We start from the raw sequence: 22,711 nt of genomic DNA on the forward strand, positions 1-22,711 counted from the left end.
AACAAGAGCAAATGATAATCTGCAGTTTTTAACAATATAAATTTCTCACTATTTTGTCATCAGAAAAAAAATAGTAAAGATGAATGAACCTTTTTTTTACTCTCGCTTGAAGACTTATTTTTCTTTCATGTCGTACTGATGCTTCCAGTTTAGAAGTTGAAATCTTAATTGGTCATAATACAGACCAATAATTAACATTGATGCAGGAATTAGCAGTAGGTAAAAATGAAAATAAGAATAAAAAGTACCGCCAAAAAAGCCACCAAGAAAGAAGAAGGTAATAATCCGGAACCTAAGTTTAATAGTAGAAAGTAACTTAGCTTGTTGTTCTTTCTGTTTATAAAAAAATAATTGTGAAAGCTCAATTCCTAAATCTGTAAAAAGACCAGTCAGATGTGTAGTTCTTACAATTGCATTAGATATTCTGGTTACTAATGAATTTTGTAAACCCATGGCAAAAAGCAAACTAAAAGCAATGTAATTAGAGTATTCTTTTACGAGTAAGTGTCCCAGTATGGCAATACAAAAAAGTATTATACTTTCGATAATGGTCGGAATAATAAATATGTATCGCTCATTTTTAAGCGTCATAATTTCTATCAATAGACTGGAGCAAAAAGAACCTAAGAAGAAAAATAAGATGTAAAAAAAGTAAATAAAACTTTCTGAAAAATGGAGTTTGAAAACTTCATCTATAAAAAACGCAAAATGCCCTGTTACATTAGTGGTAAGGCGCTGTACCGATAAAAAACCGACCACATTTACAATTCCTGCCACAAATGAGAGTAAAGAAGCAATTTTTTTATTGTGTTCTAAAGTTCTTGTTTTTCCTTGATGTCTAAACATGATTCTTTTGGGTCAAGTTCTATTTTTGTCCTTTTATCACTTGTAATTCTATACAAGGTTAGGTCTTTTTTTTGGTTTTATAAAATAACTAGGACTGTTTAACAATGAAAACACCATGTAAATACAATAAAGTAAACTTTGATTTGATGATGGAAATTGCCCTGTTATTCCTTATTATTTCCATTTTTTATAATAGAGTGATGTCTTTTTGATTTTAAAAAGATTATTGAGTTAAAATCTTTATAAAGTCACAGTCTGAAAAGGTATGTTTGTTAGTGAAAATCAACTTTATTTGAGTAAAATACTTTATATTTATAAGAACACTGTAACTAACCATTAAATTAAATTGTATGACGTTCTCCAAAATAAATATTCAGCAAGCTTGCATTCAAAAACAAACGGAACTAATAGAGAGTTTTCAAAATCGAGTCGATTCAATGCAAGCAGATGTGCTCGAAGCGAATCAGTCGCCTAGCCAGACAGAAGATCGCATTGGAGGAAAAGTAGAACTTTTTAATGCAGTAGGGAAGGAGCTTGATTTTGCGATTCGAGAAATGGATTTTTTAGAAACCTTGCAACCCGAAAAACAATGCGTGTGTGTTGAGCCTGGAGCAGTTGTAGTCACCGATAAACTTACTTTATACATTTGTGTTTCTATAGAACAAATAGAAGTGGATGGACACATGATTTTTGGAATTTCAACCCGAGCACCTATATACGCAGCGATGAGAGGTTTACAAAAAGGACAATCTTTTCAGTTCAATGAAATGGAGTATCAAATTATGGATATAATCTAAATTCAAAAATATTTTAAGTGAGAGATTCTTTGTAGGATTGTTATTAGGTTGTCAAATTCTGTATTTTTATGTTGCTTTCTGTTAAAAACGTTTTAGTAACATGGAAATCAAAAACTTAAATTAAAATACGTACTATTGAATTCGGTTTGAACTACCTTTGTAGAAGTGTTGTTACAATAGCAATTCAGATAAATTAAGAATTAAGAATATGAATGCAATTTTTACAGATGCAAGTTTTCAAAATATGGTTGTAGTTGCCAATCGTTATGGCGTGAGTCCTAATGCGGTTTCTGAATTGACTCATGCTCTCCTTAGAACCAACGGAACAATGGCGCAATTTTATATTCCTGAGCTTGGTGGTGGAGGACAATGGATGCAAGGCGGAATGACTATGGTTGGGGATATGTTCAACAATCAACTTAAAAATACAGTTAACGGTCTTTGTATTGATCTTTCAAATTTAATCAATCAAGGTGCGATACAATACGTACCATTACCTAAGAGTGCTAACCAAAATGGTTCTCAATCAGGGAATTGGTGGGGTGATTTGGGGGTCCCTAACTCTACTGGGAGTCAAAATAATACCAATTATGCAGTTTTTTCAACTATTGGTCGTTTAGCGATTCAAGAAAACGGAAAAGTAACTGTATTTGATACTCTTGATAATCATATTGGAGGTGTAGGACAACAACAAGGTGGAGACTATTCTGTAACTTTTACAAGTCAATATGGTACCGTAAATTTGAACAGTTTGCCTATTGTATCTGGCGGTGAAAATAGACCTCAAGAACAAATTATTCCTCAGAATAATCCTGTTCCACAAGAGGTTGCAGCTGTACAGATGCCTGAAGTTGCTGGGGTATCAACTGCTTTTGAAGAAGATATTTTTATAAAAATAGAAAAATTAGCAGCTTTGAAAGATAAAAATATTCTATCAGTAGAAGAATTTGAAAATAAAAAAGCAGAACTATTAAGTAGATTGTAGATTTCAAATCGAATAAACAAAGCCACTATCTGTTTTTAAAAAAGATAGTGGCTTTGTTTTTTATCGAATGTAAAGTCCCCAGTTGACGGTTTCTAATTTAAAGGTAATTTTATTTTATTAACGGTAAAAACCATTTCATCAATTGGTCCAGTTACTTCATTTATTCTAGAATTGGTATAGTATAAATCATCTTTGTAAATACTAAAACTATCTGCCCATCGTACATCAACTCCCTGAATCAAAGTGTGGATGGTTCCATCTGGTTTTAGGTAATCAATTTTATTGTTTTCTAAATCTGCATAATAGAGAAAACCTTTGTCGTCAAAAATCATCCCATCAGGCGCAGCTGTTTTCGACTCTAGTCGAACCGTTTTTTCAATTTCTGTCTTGTTGTCAAGGTCAAAAGCTGCGGTTGGAATAGAGTATAAACTATAACCCGTCAAAGCGTGGTACAATAATCTTTGGTTTTTTACATCAAGTTCAATTCCGTCTGAATGTACAGATCGCTTCCATTGTGTCCCAGCAAATGTCAAAAAAGGCACCTCTGCAGAAGTTGAAAAGTGATCATTCAAAATTCGTTTTGATGTTCCAGTAGCAATATTATACACTACCAAACCAGCGTGACCAGAATCTGTAAAATAAATTTTATCACCGTCTACACGTAAATCGTTGATATACGAATCAGAATGAAAACTATTTTTTTCTAGTATATACGTTGCCGTTAGCGTATTACTTTTTAGATCAAAAACAAATACTCTTGGCGCATCAAGCACGGTTTTAAATTGTGGGTTTCGAGTATCTAACACATATAGTTTGTCATCATGCGCTAAAACTGACTGCACAGCAATAAATTTATCAGCAACTACTGGCTGGCCAATTTCCCAAGAATTCCACTCTAGATTGGGGTAGCTTTTGTTTTTGTTGCCGTCAACTTTCACTACCGCATTTTCGACACCTTCTCTCCATCTTGGAAAATTGACAAACATGCGACCTGAATTTGCTATGGCAATTCCGGTTACTTGTTGTCCTTTAAATTCCGCAACTTGCGTGACTTGGTGCGCGCTCTTTGGTTCCGCTTTAGAATTAATTCTTCCCTTGCAAGCGGCTAAACTTAGTAGGATTACTGAAAAAACTAGTATGTTTTTCATTTTTATATTTATTTAGAACTATTTATTTCATTCATTATTTCAGCCATCAACTCGTATGAATGTACACGTGCGTCTTGGTTGTGACAATTGGTCGTTATTATCAATTCGTCCACAGCAGTTTTTTCGATAAAGGCTTCAATTTCTTTTTTTACTTTCGCTTTCGAACCAATAAATGTATAATATGTCATTTGCTTCACTGCGGGATGTTCCATCGTTTCACGCAGATCATCCGTCATTTCAGCAGGTTCATCAAGTGATTCTCGCTTAGCGCCTGTCAATAAGCTTATAATCATTTTGATAAAAGAGGTCGCCATGCGCTCTGCTTCTTCATCTGTGTCGGCTACAAACGCATTTATTCCTGTCATCACATAGGGTTTTGCTAACTCTGGTGAGGGCATAAACTCTTTTCTATAAATTGCCAAAGCAGGCAATAATTGCGCAGTTGCAAAATGACTTGCAAAAGCATAAGGTAGTCCTTTTCTAGCTGCCAAATGTGCGCTGTCTGTACTTGATCCTAATATATATATCGGTACGTTAATTCCTTCTGCTATTGGAGCTCTTACTTTTGCATTCTGATTGTTAATGGAGAAGTAAGTTTGAATTTTTTCAATTTCTTCCGGAAAAGAATGGGCTGCATCCATGAAATCTGACCGAATAGCACGTGCTGTTTCTTGGTCTGTTCCAGGTGCGCGACCCAATCCCAAATCAATACGGTTTGGGTACATGGTTCCCAAAGTTCCAAATTGTTCTGCTACAATTAGTGAGGAATGGTTGGGTAGCATAATTCCACCCGATCCTACATTTAATGTAGTTGTAGCTTGCGCTACATGATCGATCAATATTACTGTAGCCGTACTCGCAACTGCGGGCATATTGTGATGCTCTGCTAGCCAGTAACGAGTATAGCCAAATTTTTCTGCTTGTTGCGAAAGGTGAACGGTATTGTCAATCGTCTCTTTAATTGTACTTCCTTTGGTCACAATCGCAAGATCCAATATCGAAAATGCTATAGAATTAGTGTTCATATTTTCTGTTTTCATAGGTATAAAGTTAAGGTTGATATCCCAACAATATTCGCAAGGATAACTTAAATAAAACTAAAATGCTGATGACGGTTACAATAAAATCGATTTCTATTATTGAGAAAAGCCTGGATCAAAACTGGGTTTTGATCCAGGCTTTTCTTTATAAAAGTCAGCATGAAATAACTAAAAAAGAATTTAATGGAGGTAAGTTGAGATTATTTAAACTCTATTACAAATTCCTCTTTTGGTGTTCTTACTTTTTTCATTGGAGCAATCCAATCGTTAGGAGTATCAGCATAACCTACATACATAAGTGAAATACTTTTTAATCCTAATTTTTCTAATCCCAATACTTCATCCACTACAGCATTGTCAAAACCTTCAACAGGAGTACTGTCTATTCTTAATTCAGCTGCTTGTCCTAGTGCTAGACCTAGTGCTATATATGATTGTCTTGCGATGTGTGCGAAGTTTTCTTCAGCCGGTTGTGCTAGGTATATTTTTTTCAACATATCGGTGTAGCTACCAAAACGGCCTCTTTCTAGTCCACGTTCATCTGTAGTATGATTGTAGACTTTGTCAATACGTTCTGCAGTATAGCGATCCCATCCAGCAAGTATAATTACATGAGAACAATCTCTCATACATTCTGGATTTAAGGCACCTTTGACAAGTTTTTCTTTTAATTCTTGGTTTTCTACAACAATTACGTTGAAAGGTTGTAACCCAGAGGAAGTTGGAGCTAAACGAGCTGCTTCTACAATTTTATCAATATTTTCGGTACTTACTTTTTTGGTTCCATCGTATGCTTTTACAGCGTGTCTCCAGTTTAAATCTTCTAATAAAGCCATTATTTTGTTTATTTATGTTTTGAAAAATTATTCGTTTTAGTTGTTTGAAACAGTCAATATAATCGGCATATTTCCTCTTGTAGCATTAGAATAAGGACAGACTTGATGCGCTTTTTCTATTAATGATTGTGCTACTTCAATAGATACTCCGGGGATATTGGCATGTAATTCTGCTTCAAGACCAAAACCTCCAGTCTCAGTTTGACCAATACTTACTTTTGCCGAAACACTGGTTGGTCCTGTTTGGATATCTTCTTTTTTAATAACCAAGTTCAAAGCACTATCAAAACAGGCTGAGTATCCTGCAGCGAAAAGCATTTCTGGGTTTGCAAAATCATCATTTGCACCACCCAGCGCTTTTGGATGTCTCACTTCCAAATCAATAATTCCGTTTTCACTTTTTACTTGTCCGTTTCTACCGCCAGTAGCAGTAGATTGTGTTGTATATAATGTTTTCATTTTTTACTTTTTTGATATTTTAATAATTATATTTTTTAAAACCAATAAGTCTTCAGTTGATAAATTCATAGCTTCCATTAATTTTCCTGGAATACTAGCGGCTTGTACTTTTAGCGCTTTTCCCTTGTCAGTTAAGGATATATTTACAATTCGCTCGTCAATTGTACTTCTTATTCTTAACACAAACTCTTTGTGTTCCATTCGTTTCAATAAAGGAGTTAAAGTACCGCTGTCGAGTTGTAGTTTTTCTCCTATTTGATTTACTGTTTGTTCTTCGAATTCCCACAAAACCATCATTACTAAATATTGCGGGTATGTAAGTTGTATTGCTTCTAGCAAAGGACGGTATTGATTGATTATTTCCTTTGCAAAAACATAAACCGGAAAACAAACCTGTTCGCTAATATGTAGTTGATCTTTCATTGTGATGATTTTCTTGTGCAAATATAGTGCGCAATTATATTGTGTGAAATTCAATTGTGAAAACTTAATAATATTTTAACTATTGGGTGCATTTCGGTGCAGCTTTACATCTAACTAATAATAAAAAAAATAAGTTGTAACGTTATTAAAATTGTAGGAGGTTATGAGGTATTCTATCAAATCAATTGTAGGTATTAAACTGTTTTGATTGTTGTATATCATTTTATAACTACGATAGTACTACTAAAAATGAACTTGTAATGATGCATTTTAAGAATTTCAGGTTTATCCCAATATTTCATTAAATAAAATCTATTTTGTTTTTAAATTTAGAAACTCATTGATATTGTGAGTTTTAGATTCAAGTAATAAATGCAATACTTATGTATTGATTAAATAAAGGCTACTGATTTATGGATATAGTATTTTGTCCGTTTCAATAAAGACTTTAGTAAGGGTGAAGGTTTATTTTTTTATTATTTTCCTAATAACTATGGTGTTGTTTGTTTTGATGTGGGCAAAATAAATTCCGTTATCAAGATTTTCTAATGAAAGATTATTAACAGACTGTTGTTTGGTGATTAATTTTCCTAAAGCATCAAAAATGCTTACTTCATCTACTACTTTGTTTAGAGTAAGTGTTCTATCAAATGGATTGGGATATAGGTTTACAATGTTCTCTATAGAGAAATCTTGCGATTGTAGGCTTAATGTTTCTGTATTAATTTCTAGTAACCATAATTTTGCTGGAAAAGTAACAGTAAATGATCCAAAAGTTGCTACATATTTTTCATTCGAAAGATATAAACGATGCTTGGTTGGGGTAATTTCTAAAAGTGCAACTCCTTCGATTTGATTACCTAATGGAACAATATTAGTTATTTTTGCAGAAGTTGTTCCTGAAAACACATTACAACTTTTATTCGGTATATTATGTATTGTATATAAGAATGGTGCTGCCATTTCGCTATAACCTGTTAGGTAGATTACATCTTCATTTGGGGATATTTCGGCACCAGTAATAAGTCCGTTTGTATTGTAGTTACTTTCAAATACAGCAGTGTAAGTACCGCTTGTTTTAGGTATTGAATAAACATTTACTTTTTTATCTGCCCAATTTTTAGAAAAGATAAGTAGTTTGTCTCCATATGAAATCAGTGCTTCTGCATCCCAATTATTGTTGTTTAATTTTGATGTAAAGTCAGTTTGATCATTATAGGAATAGTATATGATTTCGGGAGTTACATTATCATCAGAATCGTTATAGTCATCTTTTGAGATTTTGTATATTTTTAAGTCCTTTCTATTTCCAAAATTATTTCCAATATCCCCGATATAGATATAATTCTGGTCTTGAGATAAGTCTTCCCAATCTCCATTCGTTGCATTATTTACCGTAATGGTTCTTGTAACCGCACCTGTACTAGCGCTTAATTCATACAGTTTTGCTGCTCCTCCACTATCATTATGCGTTATTATTTTATTGTTGTAAAATAGTAATCCAGAAGATTCATCTAGTGTTGGTGATTCTAATTTTGTTATAGAAGTAGCTGTTTGTGCTCTTATAGATAGTAAAGAAAATAAGAGGAAAAATTGGAGTACTATTTTATTCATTTTTCAGATTTAAAGAGTATTTAATGTATTGGTTATTATAGATTATAGCTACAAATTTAATCTTCTTTTTTAGTCTATTTTGTATGATACAATAGGCCGCTAAAATTCATTTTGAATGTGTAAATGTAATCTGTTTAACTTACAAATGAAAGTAATATGCAGATACAATAGTTTCTTTTACAAATAAAGATGTTTTTCTGCATTACATTACCAGAAATAAGGAGAATTTTAAAATCAGCTTCTTATACTATTACATTATTATGTGCTATGAGATATATTGAGTAATGACTAAGAGGGAGAATAGGAGCGAGGAAGCATAGATTTTTCTGTTGTGTTTCCAGATAATTTTTGAAAATCCTTCCCAGTAGGTTCTTCAAATACTTCTAGTTGAAATTGAGATGTAATGGTTAGTAAGTGATCAAAAATATCCGATTTTACTTGTTCAAATTTCACCCATTCTTTTTCATATGTAAAACAATAAATTTCCAAAGGTAATCCTTTTGAAGTAGGCTCCAATTGACGAACCATATGAGTCATTTGTTTGTTAATATGAGGGTTGGCCAAAATGTAGTTCTCAGCATAGACTCTAAAAACACCTACGTTTGTGAGACTAATTGCATTGACAGGATTAGATTCTCCATCACTCAAGTCAGCATTTAATTTTTTTATTTCGGCTTCTTTCTCTAGAATATAGTCTTTGATAAGCGTATATTTTTTGAACTGTTCCAACATCTGTTCATCGCAAAAGCAAAAACTACTTACTTTCACATATATAGACCTATTGATTCTACGGCCACCAGAATTACTCATTCCTCGCCAGTTTTTAAATGAATCATTGATAAAGGCGTAAGTCGGAATCGTAGTGATGGTCTTGTCCCAATTTTGGACTTTTACCGTACTCAAATTAATAGACATTACATCACCATCAGCATCGTATTTTGGCATTGCAATCCAATCGCCTACACGTACCATATCATAAACAGACATTTGTATGCTGGCTACAAAACCTAGTATTGTATCTTTAAATATTAATAATAATATCGCAGTCATTGCCCCCATGGCCCCTAGGAAGTAGAACGGACTTTTACCTAATAATAATGACAGTATAAGAATTCCACCAACAAAATAAACAATGATATTTAAAACTTGAATATAGCTCGAAATAGGTTTGTCCTTGAAAATAGGAGAGTGGGAAAGTATTTCGTTAAAAACAGCAAGTACTGCATTTATTGTCCAAATAACGACTAGTAAAAGGACTAACATTGAAAATGTAACCGAATATTTTGAAATAATAGGAAACTCTCCTAGAATTGAAGGCACTGCAAAAGTGATAATCAAAGCAGGAACTACCAAAGCAAGTTTATCAAATATTCTTTTCTCGACTAAGATATCATCCCATGTAATCTTCGTTTTTAGAAAAAGTTTATGGATGGTGTTTACAATGATTTTCTTGGTCAAATACCAAGCAAAAAAGCAAAAAATGATTAAGCTCAAAATAACAATAGGTAAGCTTATTAATTTGGCAATTTCAGGATTTATTCCAAAATAATCGGCTAACCATTTTGGGTCTAGTTGTATTGTAGAATATTTATTGTCAAATTGAATCATTATTGTCTTTTGTTTTTTGTTTTTGTGGTACAAAGGTAGTAATCCTATTTTAAGTCAAGAAAAGAATAAATGTGTTGGCTTTTTCTTAACAAAATCAACAATAAATTGTAAGGAAGTTTACTTTTAAGAAGGAATCCTAAGTGTAAACCAACTCGAAATGTTTTGATGTAGTTACTTTATTGAAAATGCTGTGGTTTTTGTGATTAAATTAAATAGGATTTCTAGCTTTTGAAATAGAAGGTAAGTCAAAGTACTATAGCTTTTTATTTGCTAATATGTTGTGTTGGCTATAATTTTACGTCATATGTCTTATTTTAATTGCTGTAACTAATGTATTGATTTTTGATCCCAATTCCCTAGGCCAGCCTTTTATTTTGGGATGTAGCAATAGCGGAACCCCAAAATAAAAGATATAGTGAATAGCCGGAAATAGCTCCTGAAAAAAACTAAATTTAGGAAAGTGGAAACTTGAATAGTTTTTTGTATTTTTGCACTCCAAATAAAGGACTAAGGATATGTTAGATAGACTTCAAATAGTAAAGCAGCGTTTTGATGAGATTTCGGATTTGATTATTCAGCCGGATGTGATCATGGATCAAAAACGTTATGTACAACTTAATAAAGAATACAAAGACCTTAAAGCATTGGCTGAGAAGAGAGACGAATATGTGCTCTTAATGGCTAATATTGAAGAGGCAAACGAAATAATTGTCGATAATAGTGATGCAGATATGACCGAAATGGCCAAAATGCAATTGGATGAATCTAAGACAAGATTGGCGGAGTTGGAGGAAGAGATTAAATTTATGTTGATCCCTAAAGATGCTGAAGATGCTAAGAATGTCATGGTGGAGATTCGTGCAGGTACGGGTGGGGACGAAGCAAGTATTTTTGCGGGAGACTTGTTCCGTATGTACACTAAATATTGTGAGAATAGAGGTTGGAGAACGTCTGTAGTGGATATGAATGAAGGAACATCAGGTGGTTTCAAAGAGGTGATTTTTGAAGTTACTGGTGAAGATGTATACGGGACGTTGAAGTTTGAGGCTGGTGTGCACCGTGTACAACGTGTACCGCAAACAGAAACGCAAGGTCGTGTACATACATCTGCAGCTACGGTGATGGTATTGCCTGAGGCAGAGGAGTTTGATGTACAAATTGATATGAATGATGTACGTGTAGATTTCTTTTGTTCGTCTGGTCCTGGTGGACAATCGGTGAATACAACTAAGTCTGCGGTACGTTTGACACACATTCCTACGGGATTGGTAGCACAATGTCAAGATCAAAAATCACAACATAAAAATAAAGACAAGGCGTTTATTGTATTACGTTCTCGTTTGTACGAACAAGAATTGGCCAAGAAACAAGCGGAAGATGCTACAAAACGTACATCTCAAGTAAGTTCTGGTGACCGTTCGGCTAAGATTCGTACCTACAACTATGCACAAGGGCGTGTGACCGATCACCGTGTAGGTTTAACTTTGTATGATTTGGGTAACATCATGAATGGTGATATTCAAAAAATTGTTGAGGAACTACAATTGGTGAATAACATGGAAAAATTAAAAGAAGCAAGCGAGGTTTTTTAACTTTGAGTTTTGAATTATATTGAGAATGCCATACTGTTTGTACAGTATGGCATTCTTTTTTGATGTTATGTTAATATTAACTTAGAAATAATAGGAAAGATGTAGTTAAAATTTCTTTAAAATTTCTTACTTTTGCCGACTTATAAAATCAATTAAATAGAATCTAATTCGAATTAAAATGAAAAAAAGTTTATTAGGAATTCTTGTTTTTACAAGTTTTATTTCAGCAAATGCGCAGTCTTATCTCGGGTATACTCATGATAACTATGCGGGAGTACAAGGAGTATTGTTTAATCCAGCTTCAATTGTAGACTCTCGTTTCAAGACAGATATCAATTTGTTTTCTATCAGTACCTCTGTAAATAATGATGCTTACGGAGTTAGTTTGTCTGATGCAATTAAATCAGATTACGATTTTGATAAACAAGGAAAAAAAACTTTTAGCACTAATAATAATGCTGTAATTAATACAGATATTATGGGGCCATCTTTTATGTTTAATATTGCTCCAAAACATTCTTTGGCTATTTTTACCAGAGCAAGAGCTTTTGTAAATGTTCATGAAATTAATGGAACCGTTGTTAATGATTTAACAAAAGATAATAGCGCTACTTTTCCTTCTGCTTCTTTGGGTAGTCCAAACGCAGTTGGAAACTCTTGGGGAGAGTTAGGTATCTCTTATGCAGCCGTCTTATTTCAAAGAGGTCAACACTTTTTGAAGGGTGGGGTTACTGCTAAATATTTGCAAGGGGTGGCTAACTACCATTTTCAAGGTAATAATGTTACAGCTCAATATATCGAGACAGGAAATCCTGTTACTGATACTTATATTACTAGCGGTAATGCTGTCTATGGTTCAAGTCAAGATTTTGCAGCAAACGACAAAATTGATATCGATACTAAATCAAGAGGTTTTGGTGTTGACTTAGGTTTGGTTTACGAATGGAGACCGGATTATGATGCTTCAAGAGCTGATATCAATAATCTAAAAGATGTAAACAAGTATAAAATCCGATTTGGTTTCTCTGTAACTGATTTGGGATCGATGAAATATGATAAAGGGATTCAAAGTGGCTATAATTTGAATGCTGTATTTTCTCAAAGTAATTTTGATGGTTACGATAATTTTGACGCTTTTGTAAAAGGTGAATTTACTCCAACAACTGGAAATAGCAATGTGAGATCTTATTTACCTACTGCATTACATGCTGATGTGGATTGGAATATTCACAATAAATTTTACTTAAATGTAAATGGAGATTTAAGTGTTGTTAATAATAATGATTTAAATCAAAACAGTATTGCTAATAGAGTAAGCATTACTCCTCGATTTGAGTCAAAATGGTTTAGCTTCTACGTTCCTGTATCGTACATGGATTATAGCAAGCAAACTCAAGTGGGTGTAGGTTTACGTACTGGTGTTTTCTTTATTGGATCTGGATCTGCTATATCAAATATTATTTCTGATAACTCAAGAGCAATTGATTTTCATTTAGGTTTGAAAATTCCATTTTTCCAAAAGAAAGCTAAAGAAATTATGATTACAGAAGTTGAAGAAATAGTTGTTACTAAAGTTATTTCTGATACTGACGGGGATGGAGTTCAAAATATTGATGATAAATGTCCAGAAGTTGCAGGTCCTGCAGCAAACGGTGGATGTCCTTGGTTGGATAAGGATAAAGATGGTATCCTTGACAAAGATGACAAATGTCCAGAAGTTGCTGGTCCTAGTGAAAATGCTGGATGTCCTTGGAAAGATACAGATGGAGATGGTGTTGTAGATAAAGATGATAAATGTCCGAAAGTAAAAGGAACAGCAGCAAACAAAGGTTGTCCCGAAGTTACTGCGGAAGTAATTAAAAGTTTAAATAATTTTTCTAAAGCGGTATTGTTTGATTCAGGTAAATCTAGTATCAGAACGGTTTCTAATGCTAAATTGGAAGAAATTGTAAAAGTAATGAATGAGTACAAAGCTACAAATTTCATTTTAGAAGGTTATACTGATAATACAGGTATAGCAGCTAAGAATTTACAGTTATCGAAAGAACGAGCAGCAGCAGTAAAAAATTATTTGATTGCAAAAGGTATTAGTGCTGATAGACTAACATCTGAAGGTTATGGTATTGTGAAGCCTATTGCATCAAACAAAACGGCAACTGGAAGAGCTGAAAATCGTAGAGTTGAAATTATTCTTGTGAAGTAAGAAAAATATAGAAATAAAAAATGGGACCGATTGGTCCCATTTTTTTTGCTCTAAAGCTAAAATTATTTTTTAGCTTCAGCATTCTCTTCCGATTTTGCTCCCATACGGTTTACCGTGTACATTGGTGCAAATTTCAATTTTAATAATGCAATTTTTCTATTGTCTGGTCCTGTTAAACCTTCATTTTCAACAGTATTCTTACGGCTATCCAAAGCTTCGTAAGCTAATTTTATTTCGTCCCAGTCTTCACGTGAATAGGAATCTTTATTTTTTTGAACGGTATCTACAAAATTTTGATATACAGAAAGGATATTGTCTTTATTAACCCAATTAAACTTCATGTCATCGCTTACATAGCCACTACCAAAAAGTGATTTGTAATAATCATTTTTAACGGCTTCTTTGCTAGCTACAACCTTCATTTTAAAATCATTGTATTTGGTTGTTCCTTTATCCAAATTTGCTTGAATTTTTTCTTTATTCGTTGCAATAGTCAGAGCCATGTCGGCATCAGTTTTCACTTTCTCGTATCTAGCATCAATGGCTTCCCAGTCTTTACTAGCTGTTTCTTCAGCGACATTGCTTACAGAATCTACATACATATTGTATGCTTCTATTTTCTTTTCTGCATTTTCTTGATTCTCATCTTTACAAGATGTAAAAAATAATGCTGTTGATGCAATTAGTACTGCAATAGATATTTTCTTCATATTATATTATTTTGAGTTATTAAAAAGGTATAATAAGTTTTCTTTTGAATCTTTAACTTATTACAAAACTTCCTTATTTATTTTTTTGATATTATTGATTTCCTCTTGACCATTTTCTACCATTTGTTCTCCTTTATGAAGTACATTTTGATATTTATTGTTTAGAGATTCTTTCAAATTATCTATTTTTTCTTTAAGTTCGTCAGCTTTCTTAGCTGATTTTTTGGCAATCTTTTGGCGAGTATTTTTGCCATTATCTGGAGCAAATAACAATCCTAATGCTGTTCCTATTGCTGCTGCTGCTAAAACTCCGATTATTGATTTATTAGTTTTCATAATGTTTTTTTTTATAGTTAATTGTTAAATTCCTTTTCCTTTAATAATTCTTAAAATGATTGCAATTAGAGCGATTACTAGTAATACATGAATTAATGATCCTGCACTGTAAACAAAGACTCCTAGCGCCCATGATATAATAAGTATTACTGCTATTAGATATAATAAATTTGACATAGTTTCTATTATTTAAAGGTTATTGTTAGTTAGTTTTAAAGTTTTAAAGTCATATATACACTTATATTACTGTTTTTTCCATCAGGAATAGTATAAGTTGCGCCTCCAACAGATCTCTCTTTACCAACGGTAGTCAGTCCATAATTGTATCGGGCTCCAAAACCTATAGTTTCAAAATCTAGACCAAGACCGGCAGATAAACCAGCATCAAACTTTTTGAAATCATCATTGTTATAATTTTCTTGAAAGTTTAATGAACCACCACTAGATTGGTTAGTTACTTGAGCGTCTATCAGGTAAGCAAGGTATGGTCCTGCATGTACACTTATGTTTTTGGTTAAATTAGCTTTTACTAATAAAGGCACTTCAATATAATTCAGTTTAAATTTGGCTGAACCTGTAGCAAAAGCATTGTCATAAGTTAACTCAGATCCTTTACGACTATATAAAACCTCCGGTTGAAAGGCTGCAAATTCTGTAATTGGAATTAAAGCATAAATACCGGCATTAAAACTCGTTAAAACATTATTGTCATCGACATTGTCTGAATACATGTTAGAGAAATTCACCCCTCCTTTTACTCCAAATTGTGCTTTTCCATTGTTAATTTGCGCATGTGCTTTTGTTGACCCAAGTCCGATAAGTAAAGCTATAGCTGCTACTGTTTTAATTGTGTTTTTCATAAGATTGATTTTTTTGTTTGTTTCTACATTACAAAGATGCGACAGTTGTCAAGGTTTGTTGTTATATGATATTTGTGATGTTTTATAGAATTTCCATTTAAGAAAATAAGGACAAAAAAAAACTCCTCAATGGAGAGGAGTTATTTACATAAAATGAATACCAGTTGTGTACAATGCTATTTACATCATAGAGTCTCTTTCTTTTTTTGCACCTTGGAGTGTTTGGTCTTTTGAAACAATTTCGACCGAGTGAATAATATCCGCAAATTTGGATGGTATGATTGGTGTTGAGAATTGTACTGCATAGTTTTTTGCAAATTCAGCACCAAAGTATAAAATTACCGAGGAATAATATACCCAAGTCATTACAATAACAAAAGAACCAGCGGTACCATATACATCTTGAATGTTAGAATTTGAGATATAAAAAGAAATTAAGAATTTTCCAATCATGAATAATATGGCAGTTCCAAAAGAAGCGAGTCGTACTTGTTTCCATTTGATTTCGGCATCTGGTAAAATAGTAAAGATGGAACCAAATAATAAAGAGATAATAATAAAAGTGATGAACGTATTAATACTATAGATTACATAATAAAATGCATCCGAAAACATAGAAAAAAAATGAGTACTCAGGGCATCCATAATTGCGGATACACCCAAAGATACTAAAAGTATAAAACCAAAACTACCAATTACACCAAAGGATAATAAACGGGATTTAAGGTAAAGTAAGAAGCCGGATTGTTTTTTTGGTTTGATTCCCCAGATGGTATTGATGGAATCTTGAATTTCGGCAAATACTGAAGTAGCACCTATTAACAAAGTAATAACACCTATTATCCCCGCCATAGTACTACTTTGTGATAGGGAAAGATTTTCAATAATGGTTTGAATTTGTGCTGCGCTTGATGGACCTACAAAACTTTTTATCTGACTAAAAATTTTTCCTTCAATAGCTTCTCTACCCCAAAATAAGTCAGATAAATAAAGTATTACTAATAGTAGCGGTCCAAGTGAAAACATCGTTACATAGGCCAATGAAGCACTCATTTTCATGACTTTGTGCTCCAAAAAAGAATTTATAGTTTGTTTAATAACATCCCATAGTGCTGTAGCATATTGTTTACTAAAAGTCATAAAATATAAGATTTAAAACTATTTCCTAAGTCTTCATTATTTTGTCTTAATGTTACTGTTGCCTTTTGGGCAAAAGATTTAAAAGTAGGATCTGTTGTTGTTTTTTGTATTGTTTCAAGTATGTTGATTTCAATCTTAATTTCTTTAACTAATAATCTCACCAAATAATTTGTTGAGTTCTTACTATGGAGTGAGTCCTTGTTTAAATTAAGCTCATAAAAAGGTCTAGGAATGACCATCATATTATTTTTGGTCAATTGCTTCAATTCACGTTCATTGTGTTGATGATCATCCTTTACTTTTAATATCAATTGTAAATGAGGAACTGACTTTTTCTGATGAAAAAGGATTGAACTTAAACGGATTATTTTTTTATTGGTTTGGTTCAAGAATGTGAGGTTGTTGAAATCTAAGCTTCTGCTTGGATTCGTGCTAACCTCTTCAGTTTTATAACTACTATACTCTTTTTGCTTATTGTTACAAGCTGCTATAGAACTGATAATAATAAGCACAACACTAATAGGTACTGATAGAGAACGAAGTTTACTTTTCATGACTGAAATTTTAAAACAAATTTAAAGAAGATTAGTCTTAGCAACCTTACACGATTTTTTTAGTAATTTATATAATTACCATTTTCACTATTTTATAATTTTAATCTTATTGTAATGAATAATTTTGAGAAATAAAATTGCATCAGACTGGAATATAAAAAATAAAAGTAGTTCCAATATTGATTTCACTTTTCGCATAGATGTATCCGTGGTGATTTTCAACTATTTTTTTACAAATAGCCAAGCCAACTCCTGTACCTTGATACTCTGTTTTTCCGTGGAGGCGATTGAAGAGTAAAAATATTTTTTCGGCATGTTCTTGTTCAAACCCAATACCATTGTCTTTAAACTCAAACTTATAGAATCTTTTGTTACTTTTATCTTTAATTAAAATATCAGTTTTAGCGATTATTTCAGAATAAGATAATGAAATTTGTGGAACAATGTCCTCTTTCGAATATTTTAATGAATTACTTAATAAATTAGAAAATAACTGTTGCATTTGAAAATCAACACCCTGGATGGTTGGTAATTTAGTATTCAAAATTATTGCTTTTTTATCTTCTATATTTTGTGAAAGCTCTAATAAACTATCGGCAAACACGTCATTTAAGTCTGTTCTTACAAGTGTAGTTTCAGACCTACTTGTTTTTGAATATTGGAGTAAGTCATTTATAAGTACACGCATTCTATTGGATGCACTTTCTATTCGGGATAAGTACTCTTTTCCAAATTCAGATAGATTACTCTTTTCCTTATCATTTATTCTAGAAATAAAAGTCTGAATTTTTCGCAGTGGCTCCTGTAAATCATGACTCGCCACATGGTTGAATTCGTTTAATTCTTTTATATTTTGTTCTAATTCTCTATTTCTATCTTTAAGCTCTAAGCTTTTGTTGAAATCTTCGGTAACATCCTGAGTTGTTCCAATCATGCTTTGCGTTCCTGTAGAATCGATGAAAGAAGTAGCACTAGTTCTAAAGCGTCTAATTTTACCATCTTGTCGGATGACACGAAAGTTTATCGTAGGAAAATATTGTTCTACCTGTGCCTTTTTGTGGGCATTGGTAACGATGTTTTTGTCTTCTGGATGTACTGATTCTAGAAATTTTTCTGCAGTTGGATGAAAAGACTGTGGTTCGAAACCTAATAATCGGAATTGATTGTCTGAATAAAAATAATCCAAACTATCGTAGTTTAATATCCAACAACCATATTTACCTAGTATTTCTGATTGTTTACTAGATTCTTCGAATATTTTAAGCTCATCATAATTTTGCTGGAGTAATTTGGTTTTGTTGTCTTCGACCGTAATATCCTCTGTAACCCCAAGTATCGATTGATTTTCTAGTTTATCAGTAAATAATTTCCCCGTAGCTCTTAACAAGCGAACTTCTCCATCAGGACGTATAATTCTAAAATAAGAATAAGGTAGTTCTTGTGTGTTTAATATTTTTTTGACAATTTGATTTGCAATTTCTATATCTTCGGGGTGTACAAATTGATTGAAATTTTCTGTGTTAGCTTCAAATGATTGTGGAGCAACACCAATAATACGATAAAAATTATCAGAGAATATTATTTTACCAGTGTTTAAATTCCATTCCCAAGTACCGAATTCAGAAAGTATTTCCGCTTGGTAACTCAAAAATTGTGATTTATTTAATTCGATATTTGTCACTTGCAACCTTTCAACATCTTTATTAGTTTTGTAATAAGCAAAAATCAAGACTAATAGGGTAATAAATATGATACTCAAAGTTAGTATAGGAGTTAAGAAAACCTGACTTTTATAGAGTTCATTTCTATTTTTCAAGTATACTTCCTCAAGCGCAATCATCTCATTTAATTTAGTTCGAATTTTTGCTAGTAATTCAGTACTTTCTTTAAAATTTTGCTTAAAAAAATAATTTTGGCGTTTATCTACATTTGCATTTGTATCAGAGTAATTGTCAATAAATTCATAACGTTTATTAATAATTTCAAATAGAGACTCTAGTTTTCTTTGCTGAATAGGATTATCAGTAGTAAGTTGCTTTAATAATAGAAAAGAATTATTGACATTTTTTGTAGCTATTTGGTAAGGCTTTAAATAAAGACTATCCTTTGAAATCAAATAACCTCTCATGCTATTTTCAGAGTCCTTAATATAGGAAAATAAGTGTTCCAATTCCAGATTAACCTCATAAGTATGCATAAGTATTTTGGAGGAATCTGAAATATTTTTAATATGTTTTACGGAGATAACAGCTATAAACAGTAGAACTGTCAAGCTTATAGCAAATATAATTTTGTGATATACTGAGGATTTATATCTGTTAGTTTTCATAAATTACAAGCGAAGTAAAAAATTGTCTTTATTCATTCCATTGGTATGGTATTGCCAATTGATGACCACAACATCTGATAGTATTTTTTTCAAGTCATTGAAGTTACTCGGTTTTTTGATATAAATATTCGCCCCTAGAACAAAGGTGTTTTCAATATCTTTCTCAGAAGATGATGTTGAGTAAATGGCAATGGCAATATCTTTGAACGCGTTATTTTTTTTGATGGCTTCCAAACATCCTATTCCGTTAAGAATGGGCATATTCAAATCCAGAAAAATAATGTTGGGTAAAATGGTGTCTGGATGGTTTAAGTAAGTTAAAAGATCTTTTCCATTGTTTACCGTATTTACTTTTGTATTTATTTTGAGCTCATCAAAAGCATCTGTGAAAAATAACCTGTCATCTTCGTCGTCATCCGCCAAAGTTATAAGTATAGAGTCGTTTTGCATAAAGTATTAATTTATATTTTGAGAATTGATTTCTCTACGTTTTTTAATGATTCTTTGAAAAGCAGATGGAGTGATTCCTGTTGTATTTTTGAACTGTGAGCTCAAATGTGCAACACTAGAGTAATTAAGTTTGAAAGCAATTTCAGTTAATGATAATTGTCCACTAATAATCAATTGTTTGGTATATTCTATCTTTTGTAAAATGATAAAATTCTCGATCGAAGTATAAGTTATTTCAGAGAATAAATTGGACAAATAGCCGTAACTATGGTTTAGTTTTTCAGCTAGATATACTGAACTTTTTACATTTACGGTAACATCTTCTGTAAAAACCATTTCGATAATTAAATCTTTTATCTTTTGAACCAAAATTGTTTTCTGATTCTCCACAATTTCAATTCCATATGGATTTATTGCATTTGCAAAATCAGTTAATTGATCTTCCGAAACGACGTTTAAAAACTCGACTTCCCCAAAACCTAAAATTCTATATTTTAGTTGAGAGCTTTCCAATTTCTCTTCTAGTATTCTATTGCAAATACGATTAAAATCAAATTTTATAAAAACCTTCATTTTATTTGTTTTTTACGAAATTAATCAAAAAATAGTAAAGACTATAATGGTTGTTTTATTGTTTATTAAATAATTTGCTTACTGCGCTTTTTATGGGCTAATTATCTTCTAAATCGTCATCATAGACAACTTTATTAGTGAAATATTTGTCTTTTGCTTCCCCTAATAAAAAACCAAAACCTTTCAAGTGTTCTGTATGGTCAAAAATAACTTTTAAAGAAGCGGTGATTGGTAAGGCAAGAATCATTCCTGGTATTCCCCACAACATAGAAAAGAGTACAATTGATAAAATCGAAACAAAGGCATTGAGTGATACCTTAGTTCCTGTAATTTTTGGGGTGATGAAATTTCCTTCTAGAAATTGAATAAAACCAAAAATACCAATTACTCCAATGGCATACCAATAAGAATCTTTTGTTGCTAAGGCAATCAATGCTGGTAAAAGAGAACCAATTATTATACCTATGTAGGGTACAAGTAGTAGTAATGCACAAAGGAATCCGAAGAATATAGGATATTCGATCCCTAAAATTAATAATCCAATGCTATTGAGTACCCCTACAATTGCCATAACACTTACTAATCCTAGAAGGTAATTTTGTTGTACTTTGTAAACTTCCTTCACAATTCTTCGCATTTCTTCTTTCGGGCAAAACTCAGCTGTGATTCTATAAATAAAACTGACTAAGAAATTTCTATAGAGCAAAAATAGAAACATATACAATGGGGATAAGATAAAATCGCTCAATACACCACCAGATTTAGTTAAAAATTGCATGATTTTACTAGAATTTTGCTTCACTATTTCTTTGGCTTTCAATTCACTATTACCAACAATGTCTTTACTACTAACACCTATAGTTTTTTCTAAATCTTTGAGCATTGGGGTTATTTTTTGCTCGATTTGAACATAATATTTACTGCTTTTGCTCATTATTTCTTCGAATTGAATTCCGATTAAAACAAAAACTGCAAAAATAATGATAGTGAATATTGTGATGGCCAAGGTGATGGATAATATACGATTGAAGCGTAATTTTGTTTCGAAAAACTTTACAATAGGAAAAATCAAGACGCTCAAAATGATGGAAAAAAGTAATGGAATAATGAAGTCTTGAAGTACAGATGCAATGAATACGATCAGAACTATTCCTAATAAATTGAGCGAGAGGTGATTTTTACTTTCCATAATTCTATTGGTTATTTATGTTAAGATAGCCTATTGATTTTAATTCACTAAAATAGGAATTAAAAACCAATAGGCTTCTAGTTTTTCAGCATGAAAAGATTTGAACTATAATTCTGAAATCATTTTTTTAACTTCTTCTTTAGATTTTCCTAGTTTCTGTTCTAATTTCCCAAGCATTTCATCTTCTTTTCCTTCCGCATATAACAAATCATCGTCTGTTAAATCAGCATATTTTTGTTTCAATTTACCTTTTAATTCATTCCAATTTCCTTTGATTTCTTGATTGTTCATAATTTCTAATATTTATATTTATAATTTATTTCTGTTATTTATTGTTGCTGTATCGTCTCAAAATCCAAGCTTGAGCTTCATGTTTTTGAATGATTCCAGTTAAAAAATCTGCTGTTCCAAAGTCGTCTGTTTCATCAGTTTCCTTAATGAATTCACGAATTTTGCTAATCATGGCTCTATAGTCTTCTAATAATTCTTTGACCATTTCTTCTTTGTCTTTATATTCAGCACATTCTTTTAATATTGAAAGTTCTGTAAATTCAGCCATGGTTCCAATAGCATTTTCACCAAGTTTTCCGATTCTTTCGGCTACTTCATCAATTATTAATTCTAGTTCATTATATTGACCTTCAAAAAGTTTGTGCATTTCCATAAAACTAGTTCCAGCAACATTCCAATGGAATTTTCGTGTCTTTACATATAAGACCATTTCACTAGCTAAAACTACAGTAAGATTTTTAACAATCGTTTTCATTTCTTTTTGAGGCATTCCTAATTTAGTATCCATTTTATTATATGTTTTTATTATTAATTTTTTATTGCTTTACAAAGATATCACAGTAATAGAGATGAGGATTTATACAATTATTTTCAATCATTATAAAATTTCTATGTCATTGAAAATGTATTAAAAAGTAAGGAAGATAACTTATAAAAATTTTATAATTAAAATATTGGAATTCAATAAGATAATTTAATAAAGCTATAAAATCTCTTATTGTAAAAAA

The 22,711-nt window shown here is 32.0% G+C and carries 24 protein-coding genes; 4 read left to right on the plus strand and 20 right to left on the minus strand.

All coding sequences use genetic code 11. From position 1 onward, the window contains the following. Positions 1-114 precede the first annotated feature (114 nt). Positions 115-846: a YoaK family protein gene (locus M2326_RS06045; protein WP_264618656.1), complete on the minus strand. Its 732-nt coding sequence runs from the start codon at positions 844-846 to the stop codon at positions 115-117. Positions 847-1,196: 350 nt separating this feature from the next. Between M2326_RS06045 and M2326_RS06050 the strand changes: the two genes are divergently transcribed. Both M2326_RS06050 and M2326_RS06055 read left to right on the plus strand, forming a co-directional pair. Continuing rightward, positions 1,197-1,643, plus strand: a complete 447-nt coding sequence (locus tag M2326_RS06050) for a hypothetical protein (protein ID WP_264618657.1) — start codon at positions 1,197-1,199, stop codon at positions 1,641-1,643. Between the two features lie 208 nt (positions 1,644-1,851). Beyond that, entirely contained in the window at positions 1,852-2,628 is a 777-nt protein-coding gene (locus M2326_RS06055; RefSeq protein ID WP_264618658.1) for an SHOCT domain-containing protein, read from the plus strand. Between the two features lie 92 nt (positions 2,629-2,720). Here M2326_RS06055 and M2326_RS06060 read toward each other — a convergent pair whose 3' ends face one another. From M2326_RS06060 to M2326_RS06090, 7 genes are all read right to left on the minus strand, one after another. Then, positions 2,721-3,776, minus strand: coding sequence for a major royal jelly family protein (locus M2326_RS06060; RefSeq protein WP_264618659.1), 1,056 nt, complete (start codon positions 3,774-3,776; stop codon positions 2,721-2,723). A gap of 8 nt (positions 3,777-3,784) precedes the next feature. Further along, positions 3,785-4,801: an LLM class flavin-dependent oxidoreductase gene (locus M2326_RS06065; RefSeq protein WP_264618721.1), complete on the minus strand. Its 1,017-nt coding sequence runs from the start codon at positions 4,799-4,801 to the stop codon at positions 3,785-3,787. Between the two features lie 215 nt (positions 4,802-5,016). Further along, complete coding sequence (locus M2326_RS06070) at positions 5,017-5,652, minus strand: nitroreductase family protein (RefSeq protein ID WP_264618660.1); 636 nt, start codon at positions 5,650-5,652, stop codon at positions 5,017-5,019. 36 nt (positions 5,653-5,688) lie between these two features. Beyond that, a complete protein-coding gene (locus M2326_RS06075; protein ID WP_264618661.1) occupies positions 5,689-6,111 on the minus strand; it encodes an organic hydroperoxide resistance protein in 423 nt (140 codons plus the stop codon). 3 nt (positions 6,112-6,114) lie between these two features. After that, positions 6,115-6,534, minus strand: coding sequence for a MarR family winged helix-turn-helix transcriptional regulator (locus M2326_RS06080; RefSeq protein WP_264618662.1), 420 nt, complete (start codon positions 6,532-6,534; stop codon positions 6,115-6,117). Between the two features lie 465 nt (positions 6,535-6,999). After that, on the minus strand, positions 7,000-8,148 hold the full coding sequence (locus tag M2326_RS06085) for a T9SS type A sorting domain-containing protein (RefSeq protein WP_264618663.1): 1,149 nt from the start codon (positions 8,146-8,148) through the stop codon (positions 7,000-7,002). A 288-nt stretch (positions 8,149-8,436) separates the two neighbouring features. Further along, complete coding sequence (locus M2326_RS06090) at positions 8,437-9,756, minus strand: mechanosensitive ion channel family protein (RefSeq protein WP_264618664.1); 1,320 nt, start codon at positions 9,754-9,756, stop codon at positions 8,437-8,439. A gap of 515 nt (positions 9,757-10,271) precedes the next feature. Here M2326_RS06090 and prfA point away from each other — a divergent pair. Together prfA and M2326_RS06100 are read left to right on the plus strand one after the other, a co-directional pair. Further along, a complete protein-coding gene (prfA, locus tag M2326_RS06095) occupies positions 10,272-11,348 on the plus strand; it encodes a peptide chain release factor 1 (RefSeq protein ID WP_264618665.1) in 1,077 nt (358 codons plus the stop codon). Positions 11,349-11,526: 178 nt separating this feature from the next. Next, a complete protein-coding gene (locus M2326_RS06100) occupies positions 11,527-13,551 on the plus strand; it encodes a DUF5723 family protein (protein WP_264618666.1) in 2,025 nt (674 codons plus the stop codon). A 62-nt stretch (positions 13,552-13,613) separates the two neighbouring features. Here the strand turns inward: M2326_RS06100 and M2326_RS06105 are convergent, their stop codons facing one another. From M2326_RS06105 to M2326_RS06160, 12 genes are all read right to left on the minus strand, one after another. After that, positions 13,614-14,261, minus strand: a complete 648-nt coding sequence (locus M2326_RS06105; protein WP_264618667.1) for a hypothetical protein — start codon at positions 14,259-14,261, stop codon at positions 13,614-13,616. A 60-nt stretch (positions 14,262-14,321) separates the two neighbouring features. Next, a complete protein-coding gene (locus M2326_RS06110; protein WP_264618668.1) occupies positions 14,322-14,597 on the minus strand; it encodes a YtxH domain-containing protein in 276 nt (91 codons plus the stop codon). 24 nt (positions 14,598-14,621) lie between these two features. Then, positions 14,622-14,774, minus strand: a complete 153-nt coding sequence (locus M2326_RS06115; RefSeq protein WP_264618669.1) for a lmo0937 family membrane protein — start codon at positions 14,772-14,774, stop codon at positions 14,622-14,624. Between the two features lie 35 nt (positions 14,775-14,809). After that, entirely contained in the window at positions 14,810-15,457 is a 648-nt protein-coding gene (locus M2326_RS06120) for a porin family protein (protein WP_264618670.1), read from the minus strand. A 180-nt stretch (positions 15,458-15,637) separates the two neighbouring features. Beyond that, positions 15,638-16,597 (minus strand): YihY/virulence factor BrkB family protein, encoded by a 960-nt coding sequence (locus M2326_RS06125; protein ID WP_264618671.1) that lies wholly within the window; start codon positions 16,595-16,597, stop codon positions 15,638-15,640. Further along, positions 16,594-17,151 (minus strand): hypothetical protein, encoded by a 558-nt coding sequence (locus M2326_RS06130; RefSeq protein WP_264618672.1) that lies wholly within the window; start codon positions 17,149-17,151, stop codon positions 16,594-16,596. Before M2326_RS06130 ends, M2326_RS06125 begins: the two co-directional genes overlap by 4 nt. A 142-nt stretch (positions 17,152-17,293) precedes the next feature. Continuing rightward, positions 17,294-19,348, minus strand: coding sequence for a sensor histidine kinase (locus M2326_RS06135; RefSeq protein ID WP_264618673.1), 2,055 nt, complete (start codon positions 19,346-19,348; stop codon positions 17,294-17,296). A gap of 135 nt (positions 19,349-19,483) precedes the next feature. After that, positions 19,484-19,930 (minus strand): response regulator, encoded by a 447-nt coding sequence (locus M2326_RS06140; protein ID WP_264618674.1) that lies wholly within the window; start codon positions 19,928-19,930, stop codon positions 19,484-19,486. Positions 19,931-19,936: 6 nt separating this feature from the next. Further along, a complete protein-coding gene (locus tag M2326_RS06145; RefSeq protein ID WP_264618675.1) occupies positions 19,937-20,503 on the minus strand; it encodes a helix-turn-helix domain-containing protein in 567 nt (188 codons plus the stop codon). A 97-nt stretch (positions 20,504-20,600) separates the two neighbouring features. Next, positions 20,601-21,692 (minus strand): AI-2E family transporter, encoded by a 1,092-nt coding sequence (locus tag M2326_RS06150; protein WP_264618676.1) that lies wholly within the window; start codon positions 21,690-21,692, stop codon positions 20,601-20,603. A gap of 105 nt (positions 21,693-21,797) precedes the next feature. Continuing rightward, positions 21,798-21,983, minus strand: coding sequence for a CsbD family protein (locus tag M2326_RS06155; RefSeq protein ID WP_264618677.1), 186 nt, complete (start codon positions 21,981-21,983; stop codon positions 21,798-21,800). A 34-nt stretch (positions 21,984-22,017) separates the two neighbouring features. Then, positions 22,018-22,491 carry a Dps family protein gene (locus tag M2326_RS06160; protein WP_264618678.1) on the minus strand — a complete coding sequence of 158 codons (474 nt, stop codon included), beginning with the start codon at positions 22,489-22,491 and terminating at the stop codon, positions 22,018-22,020. Positions 22,492-22,711 lie beyond the last annotated feature (220 nt).

This window comes from Flavobacterium psychraerolatum (assembly GCF_025960985.1).
Classification (GTDB): domain Bacteria; phylum Bacteroidota; class Bacteroidia; order Flavobacteriales; family Flavobacteriaceae; genus Flavobacterium.

Excerpts from the sequence above, each read along its gene's own strand:
- M2326_RS06045 (WP_264618656.1), bottom strand. The coding sequence starts at position 846 with ATGTTTAGACATCAAGGAAAAACAAGAACTTTAGAACACAATAAAAAA.
- M2326_RS06050 (WP_264618657.1), top strand. The coding sequence starts at position 1,197 with ATGACGTTCTCCAAAATAAATATTCAGCAAGCTTGCATTCAAAAACAA.
- M2326_RS06055 (WP_264618658.1), top strand. The coding sequence starts at position 1,852 with ATGAATGCAATTTTTACAGATGCAAGTTTTCAAAATATGGTTGTAGTT.
- M2326_RS06060 (WP_264618659.1), bottom strand. The coding sequence starts at position 3,776 with ATGAAAAACATACTAGTTTTTTCAGTAATCCTACTAAGTTTAGCCGCT.
- M2326_RS06065 (WP_264618721.1), bottom strand. The coding sequence starts at position 4,801 with ATGAACACTAATTCTATAGCATTTTCGATATTGGATCTTGCGATTGTG.
- M2326_RS06070 (WP_264618660.1), bottom strand. The coding sequence starts at position 5,652 with ATGGCTTTATTAGAAGATTTAAACTGGAGACACGCTGTAAAAGCATAC.
- M2326_RS06075 (WP_264618661.1), bottom strand. The coding sequence starts at position 6,111 with ATGAAAACATTATATACAACACAATCTACTGCTACTGGCGGTAGAAAC.
- M2326_RS06080 (WP_264618662.1), bottom strand. The coding sequence starts at position 6,534 with ATGAAAGATCAACTACATATTAGCGAACAGGTTTGTTTTCCGGTTTAT.
- M2326_RS06085 (WP_264618663.1), bottom strand. The coding sequence starts at position 8,148 with ATGAATAAAATAGTACTCCAATTTTTCCTCTTATTTTCTTTACTATCT.
- M2326_RS06090 (WP_264618664.1), bottom strand. The coding sequence starts at position 9,756 with ATGATTCAATTTGACAATAAATATTCTACAATACAACTAGACCCAAAA.
- prfA (WP_264618665.1), top strand. The coding sequence starts at position 10,272 with ATGTTAGATAGACTTCAAATAGTAAAGCAGCGTTTTGATGAGATTTCG.
- M2326_RS06100 (WP_264618666.1), top strand. The coding sequence starts at position 11,527 with ATGAAAAAAAGTTTATTAGGAATTCTTGTTTTTACAAGTTTTATTTCA.
- M2326_RS06105 (WP_264618667.1), bottom strand. The coding sequence starts at position 14,261 with ATGAAGAAAATATCTATTGCAGTACTAATTGCATCAACAGCATTATTT.
- M2326_RS06110 (WP_264618668.1), bottom strand. The coding sequence starts at position 14,597 with ATGAAAACTAATAAATCAATAATCGGAGTTTTAGCAGCAGCAGCAATA.
- M2326_RS06115 (WP_264618669.1), bottom strand. The coding sequence starts at position 14,774 with ATGTCAAATTTATTATATCTAATAGCAGTAATACTTATTATATCATGG.
- M2326_RS06120 (WP_264618670.1), bottom strand. The coding sequence starts at position 15,457 with ATGAAAAACACAATTAAAACAGTAGCAGCTATAGCTTTACTTATCGGA.
- M2326_RS06125 (WP_264618671.1), bottom strand. The coding sequence starts at position 16,597 with ATGACTTTTAGTAAACAATATGCTACAGCACTATGGGATGTTATTAAA.
- M2326_RS06130 (WP_264618672.1), bottom strand. The coding sequence starts at position 17,151 with ATGAAAAGTAAACTTCGTTCTCTATCAGTACCTATTAGTGTTGTGCTT.
- M2326_RS06135 (WP_264618673.1), bottom strand. The coding sequence starts at position 19,348 with ATGCATACTTATGAGGTTAATCTGGAATTGGAACACTTATTTTCCTAT.
- M2326_RS06140 (WP_264618674.1), bottom strand. The coding sequence starts at position 19,930 with ATGCAAAACGACTCTATACTTATAACTTTGGCGGATGACGACGAAGAT.
- M2326_RS06145 (WP_264618675.1), bottom strand. The coding sequence starts at position 20,503 with ATGAAGGTTTTTATAAAATTTGATTTTAATCGTATTTGCAATAGAATA.
- M2326_RS06150 (WP_264618676.1), bottom strand. The coding sequence starts at position 21,692 with ATGGAAAGTAAAAATCACCTCTCGCTCAATTTATTAGGAATAGTTCTG.
- M2326_RS06155 (WP_264618677.1), bottom strand. The coding sequence starts at position 21,983 with ATGAACAATCAAGAAATCAAAGGAAATTGGAATGAATTAAAAGGTAAA.
- M2326_RS06160 (WP_264618678.1), bottom strand. The coding sequence starts at position 22,491 with ATGGATACTAAATTAGGAATGCCTCAAAAAGAAATGAAAACGATTGTT.